21 protein-coding genes are annotated in these 25,742 nt (G+C 64.8%); 19 read left to right on the forward strand and 2 right to left on the reverse strand.

Annotation, left to right across the window (positions count from 1 at the left end; translation table 11 throughout):
- The first annotated feature begins 331 nt into the window (after positions 1–331).
- The 10 genes from J2X62_RS21290 to J2X62_RS21335 all read left to right on the forward strand — a co-directional run bounded on the left by J2X62_RS21290 (position 332) and on the right by J2X62_RS21335 (position 12,737).
- Positions 332–1,633, forward strand: coding sequence for an ROK family transcriptional regulator (locus tag J2X62_RS21290; RefSeq protein WP_057472723.1), 1,302 nt, complete (start codon positions 332–334; stop codon positions 1,631–1,633).
- Between the two features lie 11 nt (positions 1,634–1,644).
- On the forward strand, positions 1,645–2,493 hold the full coding sequence (locus J2X62_RS21295) for an alpha/beta fold hydrolase (RefSeq protein ID WP_306905747.1): 849 nt from the start codon (positions 1,645–1,647) through the stop codon (positions 2,491–2,493).
- A 67-nt stretch (positions 2,494–2,560) separates the two neighbouring features.
- Positions 2,561–3,889, forward strand: coding sequence for a D-inositol-3-phosphate glycosyltransferase (gene mshA, locus J2X62_RS21300; RefSeq protein WP_032390617.1), 1,329 nt, complete (start codon positions 2,561–2,563; stop codon positions 3,887–3,889).
- A complete protein-coding gene (locus tag J2X62_RS21305; protein WP_094665551.1) occupies positions 3,886–4,392 on the forward strand; it encodes a YbjN domain-containing protein in 507 nt (168 codons plus the stop codon). Before mshA ends, J2X62_RS21305 begins: the two co-directional genes overlap by 4 nt.
- Positions 4,393–4,449: 57 nt before the next feature.
- On the forward strand, positions 4,450–5,880 hold the full coding sequence (locus J2X62_RS21310) for a nucleobase:cation symporter-2 family protein (protein ID WP_310183198.1): 1,431 nt from the start codon (positions 4,450–4,452) through the stop codon (positions 5,878–5,880).
- Between the two features lie 77 nt (positions 5,881–5,957).
- Positions 5,958–7,049, forward strand: a complete 1,092-nt coding sequence (locus J2X62_RS21315; protein WP_228139285.1) for a BMP family protein — start codon at positions 5,958–5,960, stop codon at positions 7,047–7,049.
- 18 nt (positions 7,050–7,067) lie between these two features.
- Positions 7,068–8,570: an ABC transporter ATP-binding protein gene (locus J2X62_RS21320; protein WP_032369781.1), complete on the forward strand. Its 1,503-nt coding sequence runs from the start codon at positions 7,068–7,070 to the stop codon at positions 8,568–8,570.
- The gene (locus tag J2X62_RS21325; RefSeq protein ID WP_032365197.1) at positions 8,563–9,783 is read left to right on the forward strand and encodes an ABC transporter permease; all 1,221 of its coding nucleotides are present in this window, start codon (positions 8,563–8,565) and stop codon (positions 9,781–9,783) included. The genes J2X62_RS21320 and J2X62_RS21325 overlap by 8 nt, the downstream gene beginning before the upstream one ends.
- Entirely contained in the window at positions 9,780–11,048 is a 1,269-nt protein-coding gene (locus J2X62_RS21330) for an ABC transporter permease (RefSeq protein ID WP_027498372.1), read from the forward strand. The genes J2X62_RS21325 and J2X62_RS21330 overlap by 4 nt, the downstream gene beginning before the upstream one ends.
- 99 nt (positions 11,049–11,147) lie before the next feature.
- The gene (locus J2X62_RS21335; RefSeq protein ID WP_032365199.1) at positions 11,148–12,737 is read left to right on the forward strand and encodes an AMP-binding protein; all 1,590 of its coding nucleotides are present in this window, start codon (positions 11,148–11,150) and stop codon (positions 12,735–12,737) included.
- A 176-nt stretch (positions 12,738–12,913) separates the two neighbouring features.
- Here the strand turns inward: J2X62_RS21335 and J2X62_RS21340 are convergent, their stop codons facing one another.
- Both J2X62_RS21340 and J2X62_RS21345 read right to left on the reverse strand, forming a co-directional pair.
- Entirely contained in the window at positions 12,914–13,879 is a 966-nt protein-coding gene (locus J2X62_RS21340; RefSeq protein ID WP_032365200.1) for a glucosyl-3-phosphoglycerate synthase, read from the reverse strand.
- Between the two features lie 36 nt (positions 13,880–13,915).
- Positions 13,916–14,938 (reverse strand): alpha/beta hydrolase family protein, encoded by a 1,023-nt coding sequence (locus tag J2X62_RS21345; RefSeq protein WP_032365201.1) that lies wholly within the window; start codon positions 14,936–14,938, stop codon positions 13,916–13,918.
- Positions 14,939–15,198: 260 nt separating this feature from the next.
- Here J2X62_RS21345 and J2X62_RS21350 point away from each other — a divergent pair, with 260 nt between their 5' ends.
- The 9 genes from J2X62_RS21350 (at position 15,199) to J2X62_RS21390 (ending at position 25,651) form a co-directional block, all read left to right on the forward strand.
- Positions 15,199–16,653: a condensation domain-containing protein gene (locus J2X62_RS21350; protein WP_310183205.1), complete on the forward strand. Its 1,455-nt coding sequence runs from the start codon at positions 15,199–15,201 to the stop codon at positions 16,651–16,653.
- On the forward strand, positions 16,650–18,092 hold the full coding sequence (locus tag J2X62_RS21355; RefSeq protein ID WP_310183207.1) for an MFS transporter: 1,443 nt from the start codon (positions 16,650–16,652) through the stop codon (positions 18,090–18,092). The genes J2X62_RS21350 and J2X62_RS21355 overlap by 4 nt, the downstream gene beginning before the upstream one ends.
- A 91-nt stretch (positions 18,093–18,183) precedes the next feature.
- Positions 18,184–19,392, forward strand: a complete 1,209-nt coding sequence (locus tag J2X62_RS21360) for a lipase family protein (protein WP_310183209.1) — start codon at positions 18,184–18,186, stop codon at positions 19,390–19,392.
- Positions 19,389–21,140, forward strand: coding sequence for a CocE/NonD family hydrolase (locus tag J2X62_RS21365; RefSeq protein ID WP_310183212.1), 1,752 nt, complete (start codon positions 19,389–19,391; stop codon positions 21,138–21,140). Before J2X62_RS21360 ends, J2X62_RS21365 begins: the two co-directional genes overlap by 4 nt.
- Positions 21,141–21,192: 52 nt before the next feature.
- The gene (locus J2X62_RS21370; protein ID WP_032369918.1) at positions 21,193–22,374 is read left to right on the forward strand and encodes a lipase family protein; all 1,182 of its coding nucleotides are present in this window, start codon (positions 21,193–21,195) and stop codon (positions 22,372–22,374) included.
- Between the two features lie 177 nt (positions 22,375–22,551).
- Entirely contained in the window at positions 22,552–23,073 is a 522-nt protein-coding gene (locus J2X62_RS21375; protein ID WP_310183215.1) for a DUF3558 domain-containing protein, read from the forward strand.
- Positions 23,074–23,083: 10 nt separating this feature from the next.
- Positions 23,084–23,491 (forward strand): hypothetical protein, encoded by a 408-nt coding sequence (locus tag J2X62_RS21380; protein WP_205913143.1) that lies wholly within the window; start codon positions 23,084–23,086, stop codon positions 23,489–23,491.
- A gap of 228 nt (positions 23,492–23,719) precedes the next feature.
- On the forward strand, positions 23,720–24,883 hold the full coding sequence (locus J2X62_RS21385; protein WP_204847102.1) for a low temperature requirement protein A: 1,164 nt from the start codon (positions 23,720–23,722) through the stop codon (positions 24,881–24,883).
- Between the two features lie 12 nt (positions 24,884–24,895).
- Entirely contained in the window at positions 24,896–25,651 is a 756-nt protein-coding gene (locus J2X62_RS21390) for a phosphoglyceromutase (protein WP_027498363.1), read from the forward strand.
- The last annotated feature ends 91 nt before the right edge of the window (positions 25,652–25,742 follow it).

The following is a 25,742-nucleotide window of genomic DNA, read 5'->3' on the forward strand; positions in this document are numbered from 1 at the left end:
GAGAAATTCTAGTTCGGGAGAAACAGCGCATCCGGACGGGCCCGATTGGACAATCGGGCTTCGAGTGCTAATTTTGGGTTCATGTCCGCCAGCGAGACCACCGCGATGCGGGTCACCTATGTGACCGCGTCCCTCGGGTCTCGCCTCCCGCTTCCTCGGGAATTGTGTTGTCTCGGCCAAGGAACCTGTCTCTAGCCTTCTCGCGCTACGGGCAGTCGATTCGCGTGACGTGGACCTCCCCGGTCCGCCTCACCCCTTGACCTGCATCACTTCGCACCTTCGTCGACGTCTTACACGAGACGGAGGTTTCCACTGCTGAGGAACACGACGGATGTCCGTATCCACGCTGCACCACCACTCTCGCCCCACCGCGCTGCGCTCGCCGGCGCGGTCCACCTCCCACGCCCCGCTGCGATCGCGGGTCCAGCTCGTCGCGCCCGATCTTCGGATTGCCGACAGTCCCGCGGCGTCGGTACTGCGGGTCGCATGCGTCGAGGGCCCGATCTCGCGTGACAGTGCTGCGCGCACAACGGGTTTGAGCATTGCCACGGTCAATCGTCAGGTGTCTGCTCTGCTCGGCGTCGGATTGCTGCGCGAGCGCGCGGACCTCACGGCCGCCGGTGCGATCGGACGACCCCGCGTGCCGTTCGAGGTCAATCACGAGCCGTTCTCGACCATCGGGATCCATATCGGTGCCGTCGTCACCGGAATCATCGTCAGTGACCCGCGCGGAAAGATCCTGGGGGCTGTGGAGATTCCCACGCCGAGCGGGTCCGCCGATGCAGCGCTCGCTTCGATCACCCGCAGCGCCGGGGCCTTCGCCGGCAGATGGCATCGGCGCACCCCACTGTGGGTGGGGGTTGCCCTCGGCGGCCGTGTCGACACGACGACGGGCACTGTCGATCATCCGCGGCTGGGCTGGGAGAACGCCCAGGTGGCGGGTGTCATCGGCGGTGGGTTGGGGCTACCGATCTCTGTTTCCGGCCACGTCGAAGCGATGGCGGCGTCGGAACTTCTGCTCGCACCCCGGGTATCGGACGCCGCTGCTCCGTCGAGCAGCACCGGCACCTCGCTCTACTTCTATGCACGCGAAAGCGCAGGCATGGCGCTGACGATCGACGGCCGCGTGCACACTCCGTCCAGCGGACCCGGGTCGATCGCTCACCTGCCCACCGGCTCGTCGGTGCTGTGCAGCTGCGGCAACCGGGGCTGCCTCGAAGCGGCCGTCAGCGATCGCGCGATAGTGACCGCGGCGATCGACCGCAAAATTTTCGCGAGCGTAGCCCGCGGAGCCCGGCCGACTATCTCCGCCGTGTACCGAGCCGCGACCGACGGCTCGGAGGCGGCCAGGGACTTGCTCGTCGAACGGGCCGTCACGTTGGGTCGGACGGTCGCCCTGTTACGCGACATGTTCAATCCGGATCGAGTGGTACTCGGTGGCCAGGCGTTCACGGCGTATCCCGCAGGGATTCCGCACGTGGGGGAGGCCTTCGCCGCCAATTCGACGTTGCCGCGCAGGGACATTCGGGTCACCGGATTCGGCGACAGGGTGCAGGAGTTCGCCGCAACGGTGGTTTCGCTCAGTTCCCTGTACTCGGATCCACTGGCCTCGATGCGCCGAGCAGCCGCGTAAGTTGACCCCACATGAGCACCCCTGCAGCAGGACCGGTTCGGCAGGCCACCGGCATCGACGGAACGAACATCGTCTACCGCGTCACCGGTGACCCGGCGGCGAGACCGCTGGTTCTGCTGCACGGGTGGGCGCAGAGTTCGGCGTGTTGGGGCGACGGGCTGCTGGCCGATCTTTCGTCGCGCTACCGCGTCGTTGCCGTCGACCTGCGTGGCCACGGTTACTCCGATGCCCCCGAGGCCGGATACGACGACTCGAAGATCTGGGCCGGGGACGTGGCCGCGGTGCTGGACGCCGAGAACATCACCGCAGGCGCAGTGCTGTTGGGGTGGTCGTACGGCGGGCTGGTGATCTGCGATTATCTCGCGACTCACGGCTCGGACGCGATCGCGGGCATCGTGCTCGTGGGCGCGATTACGAGTATCGGCAGAGGCGAGGCAGGCGGACGGGTGGGCACGGCCATGCGGGCGGCGATCCCCGGGGCGATGGCGGAAGAACCGCGTATCGCCATCAAGGCGCTGGGTAGTTTCGGTAATGCGTTGACAGGCCCCGTCGAGGGAAAGGGCACCGAAGCGCAGGCCCTGTTCGGGCTGACCCTGTCCACCCGGCCGAGGGTTCGCGCCGCATTGTTCGATCGCACCGTCGGCCACGACGAGCTGCTGCGCAACCTCGATGTCCCCGCCTTCGTGCTGCACGGAACCGACGACACCGTCGTCGATGTCTCGGCCGGTCGGCACGCCGCGGACCTCATTCCCGGAGCCGGCGCGTCGTACTGGGACGGCGTCGACCACGGCCCGTTCGTGGCCGATCCGCAGCGCTTTCTCGGCGAGGTGAGCGAATTCGTCGACGGTCTGGACGGGTGAGCAAAAGCGCAGGCCGTGCGAAGCGGCAGACGTGGCGACGTAATGTGGAGGCGTGCACGCTGAAGAAGTGACTGGACGCCGGCTGAACAGGGTCGCTGTGTTGTCCTTGCATACCTCCCCGCTGGCGCAGCCCGGAACGGGCGATGCCGGGGGAATGAACGTCTACGTACTGCAGAGCGCCAAGCAGTTGGCCGAACGCGGCGTCGAGGTCGAGATATTCACCCGCGCGACGTCGTCGAGCGATGCGCCGGTCGTCGAGGCCGCTCCCGGGGTGCTGGTACGCAACATCGTCGCGGGGCCGTTCGAGGGTCTGGACAAACACGACCTGCCCACTCAACTGTGTGCGTTCGCGGCCGGGGTGCTCCGCGAGGAAGCTCGGCACGAGCCCGGCTACTACGACCTGGTTCATTCGCACTACTGGCTGTCGGGTCAGGTGGGTTGGTTGGCGCGTGATCGCTGGGGAGTGCCGTTGGTGCACACGGCTCACACCCTCGCCGCCGTCAAGAACGCGTCTTTGGCTCAAGGCGACGCACCCGAGCCCGCGGCCCGTCAGATCGGTGAGCAGCAGGTGGTCGCCGAGGCCGATCGATTGATCGCCAACACCACCGAGGAAGCGAAATCGCTCGTCGAGATCTACGGGGCTCGGCAGGAGTCGATCGACGTGGTTGCCCCGGGAGCCGATCTGGCGCAATACAACCCGGGAGACAAGCGGGCTGCACGTGCCGCACTCGGACTCTCGCAGGACGAGGCCGTCGTCGCGTTCGTCGGGCGGATCCAACCGCTCAAGGCCCCCGACGTTCTGGTCGCTGCGGCTGCCGAAGTGCTGCAACGACATCCGAGCATGCCGCTGCGGATCCTGATCGTCGGCGGACCGTCCGGCAGCGGGTTGGACCGACCCGACAGTCTGATCGATCTGGCCGATACGCTCGGGATCACCCCGCACGTGACGTTCATGCCGCCGCAGCCGTCCGCTCGCCTGGCGCAGGTGTACCGGGCCGCCGATCTCGTGGCGGTGCCGAGCTACAACGAATCGTTCGGTCTGGTGGCGATCGAAGCCCAGGCCTGTGGAACACCGGTTCTCGCGGCAGATGTCGGCGGGCTCGGTGTCGCGGTGCGATCCGGTGAAACCGGGCGACTGGTGCAGGGACACCGCATCGCGGACTGGGCCGACGCATTGGCGTCGATGCTCGTCGATCGAGCGGCGTTGTCCGAGATGGCAATTGCCGCACCACTCCATGCGCGAAACTTCTCGTGGGAACACACCGCGGACGGCCTGATCGAGAGCTACCGGCAGGCCCGATTCCACTTCGATCGAGGCGAGGCACCGAGTGAATTCTCGCCGCGTCGAGTCAGAGGATTGTCGAAATTGCGCAGATCGGGAGCAGTGACTGCATGAGCGAAACCGCCGAACTGATCGACCGGGTCCTGAAGGACCGCGAACTGGACTACACGCGGCGCGGCGAGGTGTTCACCGTCGAACTGCCCGGGGAACGCAAACTGAAGACGACGACGATGGTGACCGTCGGACACCACGGGGTGCGCATCGAGGCCTTCGTCTGCCGCAAGCCCGACGAGAACTTCGAGGGCGTCTACAAATACCTGCTGCGTCGCAACCGTCGGCTGTACGGAGTGCATTACACGATCGACAAGGTCGGTGACATCTACCTGGTGGGCCGAATGTCGTTGCGCGCCGTCGACGGTGACGAACTCGATCGGATCTTCGGTCAGACCCTCGAGGCCGCCGACGGCGATTTCAACGTGTTGCTCGAGCTGGGTTTCGCGGAGTCGATCAAGCGCGAATGGGCCTGGCGTGTGTCACGCGGAGAATCGCTCGCGAATCTGAAGGCGTTCGAGCACCTGGTGGCCGGTGGCAGCAGCGACGAGCCGGAACATCCGTAACTCGCCGGAAACGGCTGGGTATTGCCCTCGGTAACGTCCGGTTCCTAGCCTGAGGTCATGACCAGGCCCGAGGACACTCGCCCGCCGCTGCTGCAGATGTTCGGTTACGGCATGCAGCACATCCTGTCCATGTTCGGCGGTGTCATCGCCGTCCCGATCATCGTGGGCGGAGCAGCGGGCCTGTCCGGGGCCGATCAAGCGCTGCTCATCTCGTGCGCGCTGTTCGTCAGTGGCGTCGCGACCGTGCTGCAGACCGTCGGAGTGCCCTTCTTCGGCTCGCAACTGCCGCTGGTGCAAGGCATCTCGTTTGCATCGGTGTCGACGGTGCTGACCATCATCGGCAGCGCCGAGGACGGTAGAACCGGGCTCCGCACGGTCCTCGGGGCCGTCCTGGTGGCCGCGCTGATCGGTTTGGCCATCGCCCCGTTCTTCTCGAAGATCGTCCGCTTCTTCCCACCCCTGGTGACCGGAAGCATCATCACCGTCATCGGGCTGTCGCTGATGCCGGTCGCCGCACGCTGGATCACCGGCCAGGAGATGGTGGGCGGTGCGCCGAACCCCCAGTACCTGGACCCCGGCAACATCGGACTGGCGATGTTCACCCTTCTCGCGGTGCTGGTGATGACCAAGATCAAGGTGCTCTCGCGCCTGTCCATCCTGCTCGGGCTCGTCGTCGGGACGATCGCAGCACTGATCGTGGGCAAGACGGACTTCGGCGGCGTCGGGGACGCCGCGGTGGTCGCGGTGCCCACCCCGTTCGCCTTCGGCTCGCCGATCTTCGCCGTCGGTGCGATCGTGTCGATGACGATCGTGATCCTGGTGGTGATGGTGGAGACCACGGCCGACATCCTGGCCGTGGGAGAGGTCGTCGGAACCGACGTCGACTCCCGACGTGTAGGCGACGGATTGCGCGCAGACATGGTCTCCTCGGCCGTCGCCCCCATCTTCAACACGTTCCCGGCGACGGCGTTCGCACAGAACGTGGGACTGGTTGCGATGACCGGCATCAAGAGCCGCTTCGTCGTCGCCCTGGGCGGCGGCGTGCTTGCGCTGCTGGGTCTTTCGCCGGTTCTCGCTGCGGTGGTCGGCGTGGTTCCGCTGCCCGTGCTCGGCGGTGCCGGAATCGCCCTGTTCGGAACCGTCGCCGCCAGTGGAATCCGCACCCTCGGCAAGGTGAACTACGACAACAACGCCAACGTCGTCATCGTGGCGGTGACCTTGGCTTTCGGTCTCATTCCTGTTGTTGCGAGCGACTTCTGGGACGAGTTCCCGGACTGGTTCGTCACGGTGTTCCATTCCGGAATCAGTGCCGCAAGCATTGTCGCAGTGGTGCTCAACGTATTCTTCAACGTATTCAAGCCCGGTACGCCGTCGAATCCATCGGTGGTCGCCGCGGGCCCGGCAGTGATGGTGCGCGAGGACGAAGCACGGGTACTCGGCAAAGGCGGAACCTTGCCCGGCAAGGTCGCGCCCGAGTCCGATACCTGAGTGAAATCCTGCGCACCCAGGTTCGCGCGAGTACCGTCCCGAAACAGACGAAACACACATCGATATTGGAGGACATCTTGTCATTCGTTACCCGCACGAGTACGCGGAAGGCAGCACTCGGCGGCGTCGCGTCGCTCGGTGCCATCGCCCTGATCGCAGGCTGTGGATCCGCACCCGAGAACGAAGGATCCGGCGGGGGCGGCTCGAGTGACTTCCTGCCCTGCATGGTCTCCGACAGTGGCGGATTCGACGACAAGTCGTTCAACCAGCTCGGATTCGAAGGACTCACCGAGGCAGCAGGCGAGCTCGGCGTCGAGCCGCGCACCGTCGAGTCCACGTCCCCCACCGACTACGCCCCCAACATCAACAACCTCGTCGATCAGGGCTGCAACCTGATCGTCACCGTCGGATTCGACCTGGCCGACGCCACCAAGGTCGCGGCCGAGGCCAACACCGACATCGATTTCGCGATCATCGACGACTCCTCGATCGATCTGCCGAACGTCAAGCCGCTGACCTACGACGCGTCGCAGTCGGCATTCCTGGCCGGTTACGCCGCCGCCAGCTACAGCAAGACCGGAGTCGTCGGCACCTTCGGCGGCTCGCAGCTGCCGACCGTCACCATCTTCATGGACGGTTTCGCCGACGGTGTGAACTACTTCAACGAGCAGAAGGGCAAGGCAGTCCGCGTCATCGGCTGGGACGTGCCCTCGCAGAACGGCTCGTTTACCGGCGGATTCACCGCCAACGAGGTCGCCAAGAACACCGCCCAGGGCCTGATCGACCAGAACGCCGACGTCATCTTCCCGGTCGGTGGACCCATCTATCAGAGTGCGGCGCAGGCCATTCGGGACTCCTCTCGTCCGGTCGCGCTGATCGGTGCGGACGCCGACGTATTCGAGTCGGACCCGTCTGTCGGCGACCTGCTGCTCACCTCGGTGACCAAGGGCCTCAAGACCAGTGTCGACGAGGTAGTGGCCAACTCCGGTGCAGACAAGTTCGACAACAGCCCGTACGTGGGCACCCTCGAGAACGACGGCGTCGGCATCGCGCCGTTCCACGACTTCGAGTCCCAGGTCGACCCCGCGCTGCAGGGCGAACTGGACACGATCAAGGCCGGCATCGTCGACGGGTCCATCACCGTCGAATCGCCGTCGGCACCCAAGTAGCCTCGGTCGTAAAGGGATATGAAGCTCGAACTTCGCGGTATAACCAAACGATTCGGCTCGTTGATCGCCAACGATCACATCGATCTGACGGTCGAATCCGGCGAGATCCACTGCCTCCTCGGTGAGAACGGTGCTGGCAAGTCCACGTTGATGAACGTGCTCAGCGGCCTGTACCGCGCCGAGGAGGGCCAGATCCTGCTCGACGACGTCGAGCAGCAGTTCGCCGGACCGGGCGAGGCGATGACTGCAGGAATCGGCATGGTGCATCAGCACTTCATGCTGATTCCGGTGTTCACCGTGGCCGAGAACATCGTGCTCGGCAACGAAACCACCTCGCTCGGTGGACGACTCGACCTCGTGGCAGCACGAAAGCTGGTACGAGAGATATCCGCGAGGTTCGGCTTCGACCTCGACCCCGATGCTCTCGTCGACGATCTCCCCGTCGGCGTGCAGCAGCGGGTCGAGATCGTCAAGGCGCTCTCTCGAGAAGCCAAGGTGCTCGTGTTCGACGAGCCGACGGCCGTGCTGACGCCGCAGGAAACCGACGATCTGATGCGGATCATGCGGGAACTTGCGGCGTCGGGCACCACCATCGTGTTCATCACCCACAAGCTCCGTGAAGTACGCGAGGTAGCAGACAAGATCACCGTCATCCGGCTCGGCAAGGTCGTCGGCGAAGCGAAGCCGACGGCAGGCAACACCGAACTCGCCGCGTTGATGGTGGGACGTGATGTGCAGCTGACCGTTTCGAAGGAACCGGCCGAGCCGGGTGCTGCAGCATTGGTCGTCGAGAACCTGTCGGTGTTCGACGCCCAGGGCAACAAGACCGTCGACGACATCAGTCTCGAGGTCGCCGCGGGAGAAATCCTCGCCATTGCCGGCGTGCAGGGCAACGGGCAGACCGAATTCGTCGAGGCGCTACTCGGCTTGCAGGAGAACGTATCCGGAAAGATCGCCCTCGACGGCCGCTCTCTCGTCGGGGCGACAGTTCAGCAGGTGCTCGACGCCGGCGTGGGGTTCGTGCCCGAGGACCGGACCGTCGACGGCCTGGTGGGGGAGTTCTCGATTGCCGAGAACCTGATGCTCGACCGCTCCATCAGCGAGCCGTTCGTGCGGCGCGGAGCGGTACAGCGGGAGTATCTCGACACGTTCGCGTCGGAGAAACTGACCGAATTCGACGTGCGGGCACCGGGAATCGGAACCGCCGTCGGACGCCTGTCCGGTGGTAACCAGCAGAAGGTGGTGCTCGCACGCGAACTGAGCCGCGATCTGCGACTGTTCGTCGCCGCGCAGCCCACTCGCGGAATCGACGTGGGATCCATCGAATTCGTACACAAGCGCATCGTCGCCACCCGGGATTCCGGGATCCCGGTCATCGTGGTGTCGAGCGAACTCGACGAGGTCGCCGCACTGGCCGACCGCATAGCCGTCATGTATCGAGGAGCAATCGTGGGAATCGTCCCCGGGGATACGTCCCGCGAAACACTCGGATTGATGATGGGCGGCGAGCGCGGTGAGTGAGACCGAGCAGCCGTCGAAAGCTCATGTCGTACTTCGGCAGATCTTCACCGGCAGTGCCATCATCTCGGTTCTCGCGGTCCTGCTTGCGCTGATCGTCGGTGCCGTCCTCATTGCCGCGACCAACTCCGGCGTCCAGGAATCGGCAGGCTACTTCTTCTCCCGTCCGTCGGACATGCTGACGGCGATCTGGGATTCGGTGTCCGGCGCGTATTCGTCGCTGTTCCAGGGGTCGGTGTACAACTTCCGTCGTCCCGGGTTCGAGAACGGCATCCGGCCGTTGACCGAGACGCTGACATTCGCGACACCGCTCATTGTCGCCGGACTCGGTGTGGCCCTTGCCTTTCGGGTCGGTATGTTCAACATCGGTGGTCGTGGCCAGATGCTCATCGCCGCCGCCTGCGCGGGCTGGGTCGGTTTCGGGGTGAGCCTGCCCGCCGGCATCCATCTGCTGGTGGCCGTCGTCGCAGGCGTTGTCGGCGGCGCGGTCTGGGGCGGCATCGCCGGATTCCTCAAGGCCCGCACCGGTGCCCACGAGGTGATCGTCACGATCATGCTCAATTACGTTGCGTTCTATCTCATCTCGTACCTGCTGCGTACTCCCGGTGCGCTGCAGGCTCCGGGATCGAACAATCCGAAGACGGCCCCCATCGAATCGACGGCCGTGTTCCCGAAGCTGTTCGGCGACAAGTACAACCTGCATCTCGGGTTCGTGCTGGTCATCCTCGTGACGGTCGCGGTGTGGTGGCTGCTCGAACGATCGAGCCTCGGATTCCGATTCCGTGCCGTCGGTGAGAACCCGCACGCGTCCCGCGTCGCCGGAATGAACGTCAACCGCATCTACCTCTACGCGATGATCCTGTCCGGAGCTCTCGTCGGCCTGGCCGGTGTAGCGCAGGTGCTCGGTACGGTCACCACCGGCTTCAGTGCCGACATCGACGCCGGTATCGGATTCGACGCCATCACCGTGGCCCTGCTCGGGCGATCCAAACCGTGGGGCGTCTTCTTCGCGGGAATCCTGTTCGGCGCGTTCAAAGCCGGCGGGTTCGCCATGCAGGCGGCCGAGGGCGTACCCATCGACATCGTGCTCGTCGTGCAGTCGGTGATCGTGCTGTTCATCGCCGCACCGCCGTTGGTGCGAGCGGTGTTCCGATTGCCCAAACCCGGTGAAGAGAAACTCGCCAAAGCCGAGACCGCGAAGGTGGGTGCACTGTGACCACCTCCGTCGACTCACCCGCAGAGACGGTCCTCGGTCGTAGTTGGAAGGTGCCCACGATCCTCGGGGTCGTGACACTGCTGGCGTTGGTGCTGTTCGTGGTCCGAAAAGGCTCGGGCACCAGTACATTCGCGCTGGCCTCCGAAGACGACTTCTTCGCACTGCCCGCCGTCGGCGTACCGTCGTACGGTGCCGGCCTGGTCGTGGTGGTACTACTGGCCGTCATCACCGGCTACGCGGCGCTGTTGGCGTCGCGTTACCGGTCGACGCCGCTGTGGCTGCTCGCCGTGTTCGCAGTGCTGTTCGTGTTCGGATTCCTCGCGTGGGCCGCGGACGGGGAGACGATCCCCGTGCCCGGATTGCTCATCGGCGCAGTCGCTTTGAGCACACCGCTGATCTTCGGTGCGATGGGCGGAGTGATCTCCGAGCGCGTCGGCGTCATCAACATCGCCATCGAAGGGCAGCTACTGGCAGGGGCTTTCGTCAGCGCCGTCGTCGCGTCGATCACCGGTTCGACCTACGTGGCGTTGCTCGCCGCTCTGGTCGCAGGCGCACTGACGGCGTCTCTGCTGGCCGTGTTCTCGATTCGCTACTTCGTCAATCAGGTCATCGTCGGTGTGGTGCTCAACGTGCTCGTCGTGGGACTGACGAGCTTCCTGTACTCGGTGGTGCTCACCAAGAACGCCGAGACGCTGAATTCACCACCGCGCTTCGCGCGCATCGACATTCCGGTGCTCTCGCAGATTCCGATCCTCGGTCCGGTGCTGTTTCGACAGACACTGATCGTCTATTTGATGTACATCGCCGTGGCCCTGGTGTTCTTCGGTCTGTTCCATACCAAGTGGGGTCTGCGACTACGTGCCGTCGGTGAGCATCCGCAAGCCGCCGACACCGTCGGAATCAACGTGGCCCGAACGCGGTTCTGGAACGTCTGCCTCGCCGGTGCCATCGCCGGGCTCGGCGGTGCGTATTTCACGCTCGGGTCCGTCGGAGCCTTCGGCAAGGAGATGACCGCAGGTGCCGGCTACATCGCACTCGCCGCGGTCATCTTCGGCCGATGGGATCCGGTGCGCGCCACCCTGGCCGCATTGCTGTTCGGATTCGCGTCGAATCTGCAGAACGTACTGGGCATCATCGGGTCCCCGGTGCCGAGCGAGTTCATGCTGATGCTGCCGTACGTGGTCACCATTTTCGCCGTCGCCGGCCTGGTGGGCCACGTGCGAGGACCGGCCGCGGCGGGCAAACCGTACGCGTCCAGGAGTTGACGGTTTCGCCATCTGACTCAGCGGTAGGGTCGCTGTCCGATGTGACCGCTTTCACTGTAAGGTTCGATCATTGTTGCCGCAGTTTTTCGAAGGAGAGCCATGAGCTTCCGCAGTCCCTTTCCCGACGTCGAGATCCCGAATCTGAGCGTCTACGACTTCCTGTTCGGGTCCATCGCCGAGTCCGATCTGGACAAGCCTGCGCTCATCGACGGCACGTCGGGTGACGTCACCACCTACAAGAGCCTGATCGGCCAGGTCGACGCGATCGCCGGGGCGCTCGCTGCCCGTGGGCTCGAGGTCGGCGACGTCGTCGGACTGCATTCGCCGAACGTCCCCGCATTCGCTTCGGTGCTGCACGGCATTCTGCGTGCCGGCGGAACCGCGACGACGATCAATGCGCTCTACACCGCCGAGGACATCGCCAAGCAGCTCACCGGCTCCGGCGCGAAGTTCCTGTTCACCGTCTCCCCGCTGTACCCGCAGGCCAAGGCCGCCGCGGACAAGGTGGGTATCGACGCCGATCACGTCATCGTGCTCGACGGTGCCGAGGGCCACCCGAGTCTGCGGGACCTGCTCACCCAGGGCGCGCCTGCTCCCGAGGTCTCGTTCGATCCGGCGACGCACGTTGCCGTGCTGCCGTACTCGTCCGGCACGACGGGTGTGCCCAAGGGCGTCATCCTCACGCACCGCAACCTCGTCGCCAACGTGGCCCAGATGGAACCGCGCGTGGGCATCGACAGCAACGACGCGATCCTGGCGCTGCTGCCGTTCTTCCACATCTACGGCCTGACGGTGCTGCTCAACATCGCCCTCAAGCTGCGCGCGCATCTGGTGACGATGCCGAAGTTCGACCTCGTCGAGTTCCTGCGCATCATCCAGGACCAGAAGCTGACCTACCTGTTCATCGCCCCGCCGGTGGCCGTCGCGCTCGCCAAGCACCCGATGATCGATCAGTACGACCTCTCGAGCGTGCACACCATCTTCTCCGGCGCGGCCCCGTTGGACGAGGAGCTCGGCAAGGCCGTCGCCAAGCGCTTGAACACGCGGGTGCGTCAGGGCTACGGCATGAGCGAGCTCAGCCCGGTCAGCCACGCGATCCCGTTCGATCGCGACGACATGCCGCTCAGCTCGGTGGGCCAGCCACTGGCCAACACCGAGAACAAGCTCGTCGACCCGGGCACGCTCGAGGAAATCGAGCTGCCCACAGAGGGATTGAGCAAGCCGGGCGAGCTGTGGGTCAAGGGACCGAACGTGATGGCGGGATACCTGAACAATCCTTCCGCCACCGCGGAGACCCTCGACTCCGACGGTTACCTGCACACCGGCGACATCGCCGTCGCCGACCACGAGGGTGTCGTCTACATCGTCGACCGCCTAAAGGAACTGATCAAGTACAAGGGCTACCAGGTGCCCCCGGCGGAGCTCGAGGCGCTGCTGCTCACGCACGAGGAAATCGCCGACGCGGCCGTCATCGGTGTTCTCGACGACGAGGGCGAGGAAATCCCCAAGGCGTTCGTCGTCCGCCAGCAGGGTGCCACGATCGACGAAGAGGGCATCATCGCGTTCGTCGCCGAGCGCGTCTCCCCGCACAAGAAGGTCCGACGCGTCGAGTTCATCGACATCGTGCCGAAGTCTGCGGCCGGCAAGATTCTTCGTAAGGATCTGCGGGCCGCGGAGGCCGGAAAGTAATACTCCGTTCCATGACAACACCCCGTCCCACACTCAGTGGGGCGGGGTGTTGTGTTGTGGCGCAGACGTTTCGATAGTGCGCACCCATTTTTCCGACCGCGCGACCCTCCTCGGGCGCAAACATGGGCGCTCAGTCGGTAGCAGGGGTGTGAGGTTGTCGTGGAACCGCGCTCGAATCAGCCGGGTGCACTCATCGCCGGGCATCGGGTGAGGCGGTTGTATTCGTCCAGGGTGGTCAGTGGGGGACGGTCGACGAGAGACAACGGTGCCACGCTCATCGAGAGCTGAGTTCCGGTGGTGGAGAACGTGGTGAACCCGGCTCCGGAATCGCTCAGGCCCAGGCGCGAGAACATCGTGGCGATGATCTGCCGACTCATGACAGCCAACTCCGACGTCGGCCGATTTCGATGCCGTCGGGTTCCCAGTCCGACCTGGCCGATCGCGCCGATACCCAACCGGTCGCACGTATCGAGCAGTACACCGATCTCGACTCCGTAGCCGGGGGCGAACGGAAGTGCTTCCAGGAGGCGACGAGTCGCGGCGTATTCCCCGCCCAACGGTTGGAAGACGCCGGCGAGTTCGGGCCGAAGCGCCGTCAGTAGAGGACGTACCGTCAGCTGCGTGACGCGGCCGCCGCCGTCCTCGTCGGTGGTGTCACCGATCGTCAGCGGCCGACGGTAGAAGCCTTTGACCAACTCGACGTCGTCGGACATGACCAGTGGACCGACGAGGGAGGGAACGAAGTGCGAACCGGGATCGACCAGATCGGAGTCGACGAACACCACGAGGTCGCCCGAGGTGGCGGCCACTCCGCGCCACAGCGCTTCACCCTTGCCGCGAACCACGGGTGTGCCGGGTAGGGCGTCCTCCCTGGAGACGACGGTGGCACCGGCGCAGCGGGCCCGCGCCGCGGTGCGGTCGGTCGATCCCGAATCCAGCACCACCAGCTCGTCGATCAGGCTGCCCAGATGGGGAGTCATCGAGGCGATGACGCCGGCGACGGTCTCTTCCTCGTCGAGAGCGGGCAGCACGACCGAGACGGTCCGGCCACGTTTGGCCCGGATGATGTCTGCCAGTGGCCACGGAGAGCGGGCCCAGGTGGCAGCCAGAGCCGGAGTGCCCGCAACGTCGGTTCGGTTCATCGCTTTTCCTTCGTCATCGCTCGAGGAGTGCACGGCTCAGGACGGGCCGGTCGGCAGCCCCAACGACGGTGCGATCACCGACCACGAATCGTGCAGATCCTGTTGCCAGTAGGCCCAGGAATGGGTCCCGTTGGGTCGGAAGTTGTAGGTGGCCTCGATGTTCAACTCCTGCAACCGTTTCTGCATCTGTTGCGAGCACACATCGGTCGTCGCTTCGATCACTGCGCCGACGGCGAGTTGTTGGGCGAGCTTGCCGTAATCGCTGCCGATACCGGGGCCGCCCGGCACGTCGAACGCACCGGGCGCTCCCGTTCCGGACGAGATGTAGACGGCCATGCCGCGCAGCCCCTCGGCATTGACGTAGGGGTCGTTGGCAATCCAGTCGGCGCTGCCCTGTGGTCCCCACATGTTGGCGGTCGACCCACCGCCGCGGGCCTCGACGACGGACCTGACGTACATGGCACCCACCGGGTCGCTGGTGCGTGCGCATCCACTGAACGCGGCGACGGATCGATACACCGAGGGATGGGCGATGGCCAACTGCAGAACGGACGTGCCTGCCATCGATATACCGGCGACCGCATTGGCCCCGTTGCCGTCGAGCAGAGCATCCATCAACGGAGGAAGTTCGCGACCGAGAAAGGTGGACCACATGTTTCGGCCCAGTACCGGATCGTCGTGCAACCAGTCGGTGTAATAGCTCGCAGCGCCGCCCCGCGGAACCACCACGTTGACGTTCTTGTCTCCGAAGAAGCCGGCGATGTCGGTCTGATCGAACCAGCTGCTTCCCCCGTCACCGCCCGCCGCTCCGTTGAGTAGATAGAGCGTGGGTGAACCGGGCTGCGCCGACCGAAATACGTCGAGCTGGATATCGCGGTCCATGGCTGCCGAATGCACCCATACGATGTCTCGTCGGTCGGCAACTCCCTCGACGCCGACCACCGACGAGACGGTGTCGGCGGAAGCCGACCCCGCCGTAGTCGATAGGAGAACGACGACGGTAGCGAGCACACTCAGCGCCGACAAGGTCGCCTGACCGAGGCGAAATCGACTGGGCATCAACGGTTCCTGACATTGTGGGAGCCACGCACGACTAACCTCCGGCGAGCGCGATGTGCCTTTGGACGGTAATGCGAATCACTGGTGTCGACAACAATGTTGACGATCCTTCAGTTCTGACACAGATATCCCGCGAATCGTTGTCAATTTTCCAAAATGCTCGTCGACGGGGTTTCTCGGCCTCTGCCCGGGTGATGCACTGGCCCCTCCGACGCACCTCGCCGCGTCGAATCGCTCTGTCTCCTTCGAAAGGTTGTGTCGTGGTCGCATTCGGACTCATCGACGAGTGGAAGCCCGCTCCAGGACCGCTCACCACGTGGTCACCCACCGTCGCCTCACGAGCTGCTGCCGCGGCTGCGCCCGTTCACCCGGCACCGCCCTCGCACATCCAGCAGGCGTATCTCGAAGCCGCCTACCGCAACCGGGGATCGTCGTTCCGATTCTCCCGGCTGTGCCTGGTGACGTTCAAGATCGAAGGCGCACTGGACCGCACCGCGATGGGACGAGCATTCAACACGTTCGTCACCCGACACGATTCGTTCCGTAGCTGGTTCTCGACGACGGCCGAGTGTTCGACGCGCCACCTCGTCGACGTCGCCGACATCGCGCTCGAAGCGACCGATTTCGGAACGCCTGCGGACTCCGAGGCCATTCGGAGTCACGTGCAGGACAGCACGCCCGGCCCCGAGAGCTGGGACTGCTTCTCGTTCGGAACGATCGAACACGACGATCACTTCGTGGTGTACGCGGCGGTCGATCACCTCGACACCGACGGCATCTCGCAGGCCCTGACCTACTACGAACTGCGCCAGCTCTATCGCAACGCGGTGACGGGGGAGTCCGACGGCCTGTTCACCCCGGGCAGCTACCTCGAGTACTGCCAGCGCGAACGCCTCGAGAGCGACGCGACGACTCTCGAGAGCCCTGCGGTTCGGACCTGGATCGACTTGGTCACCGACAACGGGGGAGATCTGCCGACGTTCCCACTTCCGTTGGGACGCAACAGCGCCGACTACACGCGGACCTCGCACAGTTCGTTCCCGTTGTTCGACGGTGCCACCGCGCAGGCAGTCGACGAGGCGTGTGCAAGCGTGGGAGTCAAGTTCATCGGCGGAATCTTCGCCGCCGCAGCGCTGGCGGAGTACGAGCTCGCCGGCCGGGGCAGCTACCTCGGTCTGACGCCCAAGAGCACTCGGGCGACCCCGGGCGAATTCGCGTCGATCGGGTGGTATTCGAGCCTGATTCCGGTGCAATTCGACCTCGGTGAGCAGCCGACGTTCCGTACCCTCGCAGTGCTCGCACAGGCAGCATTCGACTCCGGAAAGTTGCTGGCGAACACCTCGTACCACCGGGTGCTCGAGCTGGCCTTGCCGGAACACGGAATCACGACCCAGCCGGGATGGACCGCGCCGATGATCTCGTACGTCGACGTTCGCAAGTTGCCGGGCGAAGCCGAATTGGATGCGGCGGGAGCGGGTCTGTACGGCAACCGCGGCAGTTCCGAGGAAGTCTTCATGTGGATCAACCGTTTCGAGGACCACACCGGCGTCGAGTTCCTGTACCCGGGCACGGACGAGGCCGATCGTTCGATCGACCTGTACTTCTCCAAGATCTCCGAAATCTACGCCGCCGTCGTCGACAAGGGTGACTACATCCCACAACCACCCGAGGCTCACGTGTTGGCCCACGAGCTTCCGGACGTCAGCAGGGTATGACGCTCCCTCGCCGCGGGTCGTGGCTGACGCTGGGTGCCTGCCTGCTGGCCGTCACGATGCAGATGATCGACGTCACCGCCGTCACCGTGGCGTTGCCGACGATCGCGCGTGACCTCGACGCGTCGGGCACCCAGCAGGTCTGGATCCCGACGGCGTATCTGCTCGCCTTCGCCTGCGCGCTGCTCACGATGGCGCGCGCAGGTGAGGTGTTCGGGCGCAGAACGGTATTCGTCACCGGCACTGCACTGTTCGCCGTGACGTCGGTGCTCTGCGCCTATGGGCCCACCGTCGAACTGCTCGTCCCCGCCCGCGTGCTGCAGGGGCTCGCGGGAGCGGCGATGTCGGCGCAGACGGTGGCGATCGTGACAGCGGCCTACTCCGGCACGCGGCGCACCACCGCGTTCGCGCTGTACGGTGGCACCGCGGGGCTGGCCGGACTCGCCGGGCCGTCCATCGGCGCAGCGCTGCTGCACCTCGACATCCTCGAAACCGGTTGGCGAGCACTGTTTCTGATCAACGTCCCGATCGCGGCGGCGGCGATCGTTCTCGGCCGCAGGTTCGTGGCATCGGGTACCGAGCAGGTCCCGGCCGGACACGGCGGACGGTTCGACCCGGTCGGTGCCGTCCTGTGGTCGATCGGGGCCCTGCTGATCGTCTGTCCCGTCATGATCAGCTCGAGTGTCGCCGCAGCGTTGCCCGCGGTTGGGCTCGGTCTGACGACACTGGCCGGGTTCGCGATGTGGGAGCGTCGTCGACGTGCTGCAGGAGCACACGTCATGGTGAACATCGGCGTCTTCGGTGAGCGAGGATTCTCCGTGGGATGCGCGGTATCGGCTCTCGTGTACGGGACCTTCACCGGGTTCGTTCTGACGATGTCGGTGACACTGCAATCCGGACTGGGTGAGAGCGCGTCGACGGTGGGAGTGATCACTGTTCCCTTCGCTCTCGGGGCGGTGCTCGCTTCGGTGGCCGCGCCGATCTCGTTCCACCAATGGGATTCTCGCGTCGTTGCGGCCGGCGCGGCCGCCATGGGACTGGCTCTGCTCGTTCTCGGCGTCACCACCGAATATCTGGACCGTGCCGGCTTTCCCTGGTGGGCGGTCGTGCCGCTCGGGATACTCGGCGCGGGTCTCGGGTCGGTGATCGCGCCGTTGCAGAGCACCATCGTCGCGGGGGTGGCCCCGCACGCCATCGGCTCGGCATCGGGAATTCTGCCGACCGTCCAACAAGTGGGATCGGCTGTGGGAACCGCGGTGTCCGGGGCCCTGTACTTCGGTCTGCTTCCTGCGGAGCCGGTTGCCGCGGACTATCTGGCGTCTCAGCGGACGGTGTTGTTCGGGCTGGCCGCGACCATGGTGGTGGCCACCGCAGTCGCGGCCGCGCTGCCCCGCGGCGTCATCGAACGCAGCTCGTCGATGGTTTCCCAGGGTGTGCCGTGAATATTTCTAAGTGATTGTCCCGCAACAGTATCCGTCAATATCTCACCCGGACCAGGAGTTCGGGCCGATCGAAATCGAGAAGAGTTACACCATGCTTCGCACCCTCGTGACCTCGACACTCGTCGTCGGGCTTATGTCGCTGTTGTTCGTAGCTGCTCCCCATGCGTCGGCCGCGCCCGGTGATCCGGCCCCGGTACCCGGCACGTTGTATGCGGCGGCTGCGGACCTGAACGGGAAGAACAACGGCGATGTCGTTGCCAGTCGGCGGTTTTCGAGCCCCCTGTATCCCGGTGCCGACATCTGGCAGCTCCAGTACCGGTCGTCCGATTCCCGAGGCGACGCCATCGCCGCAGTGACAACCGTTCTGGCACCGACGAACCGCGCACCCGGTGGGCCTCTACTGTCGTATCAGCCGTTCGTCAACGCGCTCGGATTGCAGTGCGCACCGTCGGAGTCCCTGTTCGGTGCCGACCCGACGACCGGTGTGCAGGAACGTGAATTTCTCAACCTCGCGCTGATGCGTGGATGGACCGTGGCGGTACCGGACCACCTCGGGCCCAAAAGTGCTTACGGCGCAGCCAAGTTGGGCGGACAGATCACGCTCGACGGCGTCCGCGCCGCACAGCGCGTGCCGGAACTCGGTTTGGCAGCGAGCCCGGTAGGTATGGCCGGTTACTCCGGCGGCGGTATGGCGACGGCGTGGGCCGCGGCGCTCGCTCCCAGCTATGCACCCGAGCTGAACATCGTGGGTGCCGCAGCCGGAGGTGTGCCTGCGGATCTGGACAACATCGCTCGCGCGTTGGGTTTTCAGCCCCATCAGGCATTCGGTCTCGCGTTCGCGGCCGCCCTCGGACTCGAACGCGAATACCCGGATCGCCTGCCGATCACCGCGCAGCTCAATCCCACCGGTCTGGCGTTGAAGGATCAGGTGTCGAATGCGTGCACGCCGGTGATTCTTGCGACCGGAGCCTTCAAGAGTGCGCTGGCGGTCTCGACCACTACGTCGTTGGTGGACAGCCCCAAGGCGCAGCAGATCATCGACGAGAACAGTCTGGTCAAGTACGCCGGTGTGCCGACGGCACCCACGCTTCTGTGGGGAAGCGACAACGATCCGCTCATTCCGATCGGTGCGTTGCGTGACACTGCTGCTCGGTACTGCGCGAGTGGTGCCACCTTGCAGTTCGACGTCGTCCACGCACCGCAGCACATCCAGGCGGCGTTCGAGGGTCTTCCCGCGGCACTGACATTCCTGGACAACAGGTTCCGGGGTGTCGCACCGCCGACGAACTGCCTCCGATGAGACGACTGGCAACCGTCGTCGCTGCTGTGACGACGGCTCTGGTCGCGGCTTCCGCGCCCGGATATGCAGCGGAGCTTCCGGTCCTGGCACCGCAGACGCTCGGCGACTTCTCGGTGCAGACTCGGTACTTCGACGTCGCAGTGGGGCCCGAACACGACCAGCATTGCACCGTCGTCGGAGATGTGTACGTTCCTGTCGGGCTGGGACCGGACCACCGAGCTCCAGCCATTCTGACCAGCAACGGTTTCGGCGGATCCAAGGACGACCAGGCCGGTGCCGCTGCCAGATTCGCCACTCACGGCTACGTGGTTCTGACGTACTCGGCTCTGGGTTTCGGCGGCTCGACGTGCAAGATCTACTTCGCCGATCCCGATTACGACGGCATGGCCGCATCGGCTCTGATCGGCTATCTCGCCGGTGAGAGCGGCGGGGTGTTCACCGATCCCGCACGGACGGTTGCCGCCCCGGCACTGGATGTGGTTCGACTCGACGCACCGGGTGACCCGCGCGTCGGCTACCTCGGCGGTTCCTATGCCGGCGCAACGGGATTGGCGACGGCGTCGGTCGATCCACGATTGGACACCGTCGCGTCGATGATCACCTGGAACGATCTGGCGCGGTCGTTGGCACCGGACGGGGCCGGCCGCAGATCCGTCGGGCCGGTCAAGAGCGTGTTCGGTTCGGCATTTCTGGCCGCCGGTGCCGTTCTGACCGGACCGGGCGGATACGCCGTGGATCCGGCACGGGCACAGGGGTGCCCGAACTACGCCCAGTGGGTGTGCGACGCCGCGTCCGCCTTCACGGCCAATCGCGAACCCGACCCGAGAACTCTGGCGGCGATGCGTCATGTCTCGCCCGTCGACTATCTCGATCGAGTCGATGTGCCGGTGTTGCTCACGCAGGGGCAGAAGGATTCGCTGTTCAGTCTCGACGAGGCCGCAGCCACGTTCGAGGCCCTGCGGGCGCGGGGAGTGGAAACGTCCATGGTCTGGCACTCGTGGGGACACAATGATCGCAAGGGTTATCCGGGTGAGTTCGACATCAAGGCCCCCGACCCGTTCACTCAGCACGAAGCGGCACTGGTGGGCAATTGGCTCGACCGACACCTCAAGGATCGTGACGTCGACCCAGGACCGGCTTTCACCTACTTCCGGGACTGGGTGCCCTACACCGGCGTCGCGTCGCCGGCCTACATCGAATCCGAGACATTTCCCGTCGGTGCTCGCCGCACGTTCCGTTTGTCGAATGGATCACTGGCGGAGGGGGATTCGTCGAACGAAGTGTGGACGCAGACGATTCGGGGTTCAGGTGCGCCGATGCCCACCACGTTCGGACTGCCGAATCTCGCGGCCGAGTTGCCCGTGCCGCGGGTCTCGCTACCCGGCTCTGCCGCGCACTGGACGACGCCGCCACTGACCGAACCCATCGACGTCGTCGGCGCACCGGAATTGTCCATCGGTCCCACGGTGTCCGGTCCCGCGACCGTCTTCGTCACCGTGCTCGACGTAGCACCCGACGGTGCGCGAAGCCCGATTCACGGACTTCTCGCACCCGCCGTACTCACCGGATCCGGTGAACCGGTGACCATCTCGCTGCCCAGCATCGTCCATCGATTCGACCGCGGTCATCGCGTCGCCGTCGAGATCACCGCGTCGGATCCGTCCTTCGCAGGTGGGCCGGGCCCAGCGGACGTCACCGTGTCCTCGACGGATCCGATCAACCAGTTCTCTCTTCCCGTAGTTCCGTGATCTTCGATTTTGCTCACCCGAAAGGCTCGCTGTGATCCGAAAATTCTTTACCCTGGGGTCCATCCTGGTGGCACTCTGCGCGTCCCTGTTCGCAGTGGGCACAACAGCTTCGGCGGCTCCCGCGCCGACGGCCCCGGATCCGGACGTCTTCTACGCGGCACCGGCCGACATCGCCGATCACGCGCCGGGTGACATCCTGGCCAGCCGACGGGCCGACGCCTGGATGTACCCCAACACCGACATCTGGCAACTCAAGTATCGGTCCACCAACTCCGCAGGTGCACCCGTCGCCGCGGTGACGACCGTGCTGATGCCGCGAGGCAAGGGCGCGGGAACCCCACTGGTGTCCTATCAGGCCGTCATCAATGCTCTGGGCGTCAAATGTGCACCGTCGCATGGTCTTTTCACATACGAGATCGGTGAAGCGCCGAGCCTGTACGTCGGTATGGTCGCCCGCGGGTGGGCGGTTGCGGTGCCGGATTACCTCGGCCCGACCGGAGCCTACGGAGCCGCGGAGTACGAAGGTCGTTTGACGCTCGACGGTGTGCGGGCCGTGCAGAACTTCGAGCAGTTGCCGCTGAAGGACAGTCCCGTTGCTTTGCTGGGTTACTCGGGAGGTGCACTGGCGACCTCGTGGGCCGGTGCCATGGCACCCACCTACGCGCCGGAGCTGAACATCGTGGCCAGCGTGCACGGTGGAACCCCGGCCGACCTGGGATTGATCGCACAGAACCTGGGTTACAGCGCGATTCCCCACCCCGCCTTCGGAATGGCACTCGCGGCATCACTCGGACTCGAACGTGAATACCCGACGGAATTCCCCGTCTCGGAGAACCTGAATGCAGCGGGCCTGGCCCTGCGAGATCGCGTGAGCAACGAATGCAGGCGCCCCATCATCATCGGCGGAGCGTTCAAGAGCGCGAGAGATCTGTCGAACGTCGACATCGCGTCCCTGCCCTCTGCGCAGGCGGTACTGAAGAAGAACAGTCTCGTCGACTACGACGGCGTCCCCACGGCCCCGGTGTACATCTGGCACGGCATCAACGACTTCATCACCCCCTACGCGCCGGTGAAGGAGACGGTCGACCGCTACTGCGCAGCCGGGGCAACCGTGCAGTTCCGGGCGTATCCACTCGCCGAGCACTTCAGCGGATCGATCGTCGGACTGCCCGAGGCCTACGCCTACGTGGACGCACGATTCCGAGGAGAGCCGGCACCGTCGAACTGCGGCTGATGTCCGCTGGGTAATGACCTCACACCGCATTTGTCGACTTCGCGCCCTTGCTCCTGAGAGTGGGGGCGCGCAGTCGGTAGTAAGGGTGTGAGGTTGCCGGGGAACCGAGTCGGGGCTCGCCGCGTCCAACCAGTTGTGAGAGCAACGGGGCGCTGGGTTACGGGTGTGGTCGGACTGATGATGCTGGTCGCCGGATGTGGTGAGTCGACGCCGAGTGCACCGAATGCTGCGTTGCCGACGTCGACCAGCGTTGCGCCGATCGCCACCGAGCCCTGGGATCCCTGCACCATCCCGGACAATGCCGTCGAGGCCGCGGGATTGGATGTGGACAGTAAAAGCTCGAACCTGTTCGGAGACGCCCCGCTGTCGAACGACTGGAAGACGTGTATCTGGACAGACCCTGACCCTGGATCGTGGTACTTCCTGGGCGCGTTCTCGGGCTTCCACTCGCTGGACGATCTGGAGGCGAACGACCGCTTCAATCAATTCTCGAAAGTCGACGGTCTCGGCGGATACCAATTCCTCCGCGCCGATCGCCCCGCCGGACGAAGTTGTGGCATGGCATTCGAGGTGGAGAAGGGTCTGGTGTATTTCGTCCTCGACACTCGCGCGGCGAGCGAGCCAGCAAGAGATCCGTGTGTGGAAATCGAGAATATTGCGCGCACCACGCGCGCATCGCTCCCACCTATATCGAACTGAACTGGAGGGTATGACTGTGGGACAAGACCCCGGGGATCTGTTCGACTCGATGCAGAACTGGAGGCGCTTGTCGGATCAGGCCGCAGCCGGAATTTTGGATATACCGGAAGGTGTTGCGGCGCAGTGCGACGCTGCATGCGTCACGTACATCGCCCACCTGGAGGGCATGGTGCAGCAGACGGAGTTTCTCGTCGATCTCGACGCATTCGGAACGCTTCCTTCAGCTCAACAGCTGGGTCGCAAGTTCAAGCGACTGGCCGATGGTGAGGAACGGTCGGCGGCTGTCGCGATCAGGCAACACATCGAGGTCATCGAATTGATGCGCTCGGTGTTTCGGCGCTATTTCGTCGACACCGAAGAGGTTGATCAGAGCGTGGGCGCTCGGGTCGGCGAGATCGGGGCGGCGCTGGGGGAGTAGTCCCGCAACCTCACACCCTTTCTCCGGACCTCGCACCCCCGCTATGCGGGGAACCCCGGCGCGCGGTCGCCCAAAAGGGTGGGAGGTTCCGTAAATCGCCAACGCCGTACCGTCGACCCTGCCCGAAATGTCCGTAAAGGCAACTACGGCAACGCAATCACGACAACATTCGCGAATCGGATGCCTTACTCTGCCTTCGTGAATCTTTCCACGGCCCGGCTGGTACAGATGCGTCCGCGCGATCCGAACGAACCGCATCGCGCGGCGAGTCCACTCGAATTGTTCTTCGACCTCGTGTTCGTCGTGGCCGTGAGTATCGCGGCGGTGCAACTCCATCACGCGCTCACCGAGAACCACGTCGCCGACGGCCTGCTCAGTTACGCCCTCGTGTTCTTCGCGATCTGGTGGGCGTGGATGAATTTCACGTGGTTCGCCACGTCCTTCGATACCGACGACTGGCTCTATCGAACGCTGACCGTCGTACAGATGGCCGGCGTGCTGGTGCTCGCCGCCGGAGTCGAATCGGCGTTCGTGGACAAGGATTTTGCGGTCGTAGTGCTCGGCTACGTCGTGATGCGCGTGGCGATGGTGACGCAATGGGTTCGAGCGTCTCGGACCGGTGACTACAAGAAGACCGCACTGACATACGCGACAGGCATTGCGGGCGTTCAAGTTCTGTGGATTCTCTGGCTGGTGCTGTTCGACGGCATAGCCGCCGTCGTCTTGTTCTTCGTCCTGGCAGCGGCGGAAATGGCGGTTCCACTGATCGCCGAACGCAGCGGGTCGACGCCATGGCACCCGCATCACATCACCGAACGCTACGGGCTGTTCACGCTGATACTGCTCGGCGAGAGTCTGCTCGCATCGGCCAACGCCATCATCGAAGCGCTGCACGACGAGACGGCGCTGGCACCCTTGATCTCGATTTCCGTCCTCACCCTCGTCGTCACCGCGAGTCTGTGGTGGATCTACTTCTGGCCGCCGCATCACCGGGCCATCGGAAAGTTCGGCAACTCGCTGATCTACGGCTACACGCACTACTTCATCTTCGCCGCGGCGGGCGCGTTCTCGGCCGGCATCGAGGTCGAGATCGATGTGCTCACCGAACACAGCAAGCTCGGCGACGTCGCCGCGTCGTTCACCGTCACGGTTCCGATTGCGATATTCGTCCTCGGCGTCTGGCTGATCGCCATCCGCGCCCACGCGGATCGCGTCGTCAACATCGCAGTTCCGGTCGGTGCCGTGCTCGTCTTGTTCGACCCGATCATTCCCATCCCGATCACCCTCACCGCGGTCGTCATGATCGTCGTCGTCGGCGTGCTCGTCGCACGCGGGCCACGACCCCCAGCGTTAGGTCGTTCCGCAGGCTCCACTCCCCAGCGTCCCGCATGAGAAACTGACCACATGAGTATCGGAACCCTGATTCTGCTTCGTCACGGCGAGAGCGAATGGAACGCGTCCAACCAGTTCACCGGCTGGGTCGACGTGCGACTGACCGAGAAGGGCGAGGCCGAGGGCAAGCGCGCCGGCCAGCTCCTCGCCGAGGCGGGCGTACTGCCCGACCTGCTGTACACCTCGCTGCTGCGCCGCGCGATCAGCACCGCGAACCTCGCGCTCGACGCGGCCGAGCGGCATTGGATCCCCGTCGTGCGCGATTGGCGTCTGAACGAGCGGCACTACGGCGCACTGCAGGGCTTGAACAAGGCCGAGACCAAGGACAAGTACGGCAACGAGCAGTTCATGCTGTGGCGTCGTAGCTACGACACGCCGCCGCCCGCCATCGAGGCAGGCAGCGAGTTCAGCCAGGATGCCGATCCCCGCTACGCCGACCTGGACAGCGTTCCGCTGACCGAATGCCTCGCCGACGTCGTCGAACGGCTCATCCCGTACTTCGAGGAGACGATCGTCGCCGATCTGAAGGCCGGCAAGAACGTGCTCGTCGCCGCACACGGCAACTCGCTGCGTGCACTTGTGAAGTACCTCGACGAGATCTCCGACGCGGACATCGCCGAACTGAACATCCCCACCGGCATCCCATTGCAGTACGACCTCACCGAGGTCGACGGGAAGCTCAAGCCGACCAATCCGGGTGGCACCTACCTGGATCCGGAAGCAGCGGCTGCGGGTGCGGCTGCCGTGGCAAACCAGGGCGGTAAGTAACTCCGCCACGCACAAACCGGCAGTTTGTCGAAACTGCAGGTGAACGAACGAAGAACACTGCCGACGAGGGCTATGACGACCAGGGAAATGC

Source organism: Rhodococcus sp. 3258 (genome assembly GCF_031456475.1).
GTDB lineage: Bacteria > Actinomycetota > Actinomycetes > Mycobacteriales > Mycobacteriaceae > Rhodococcoides > Rhodococcoides fascians.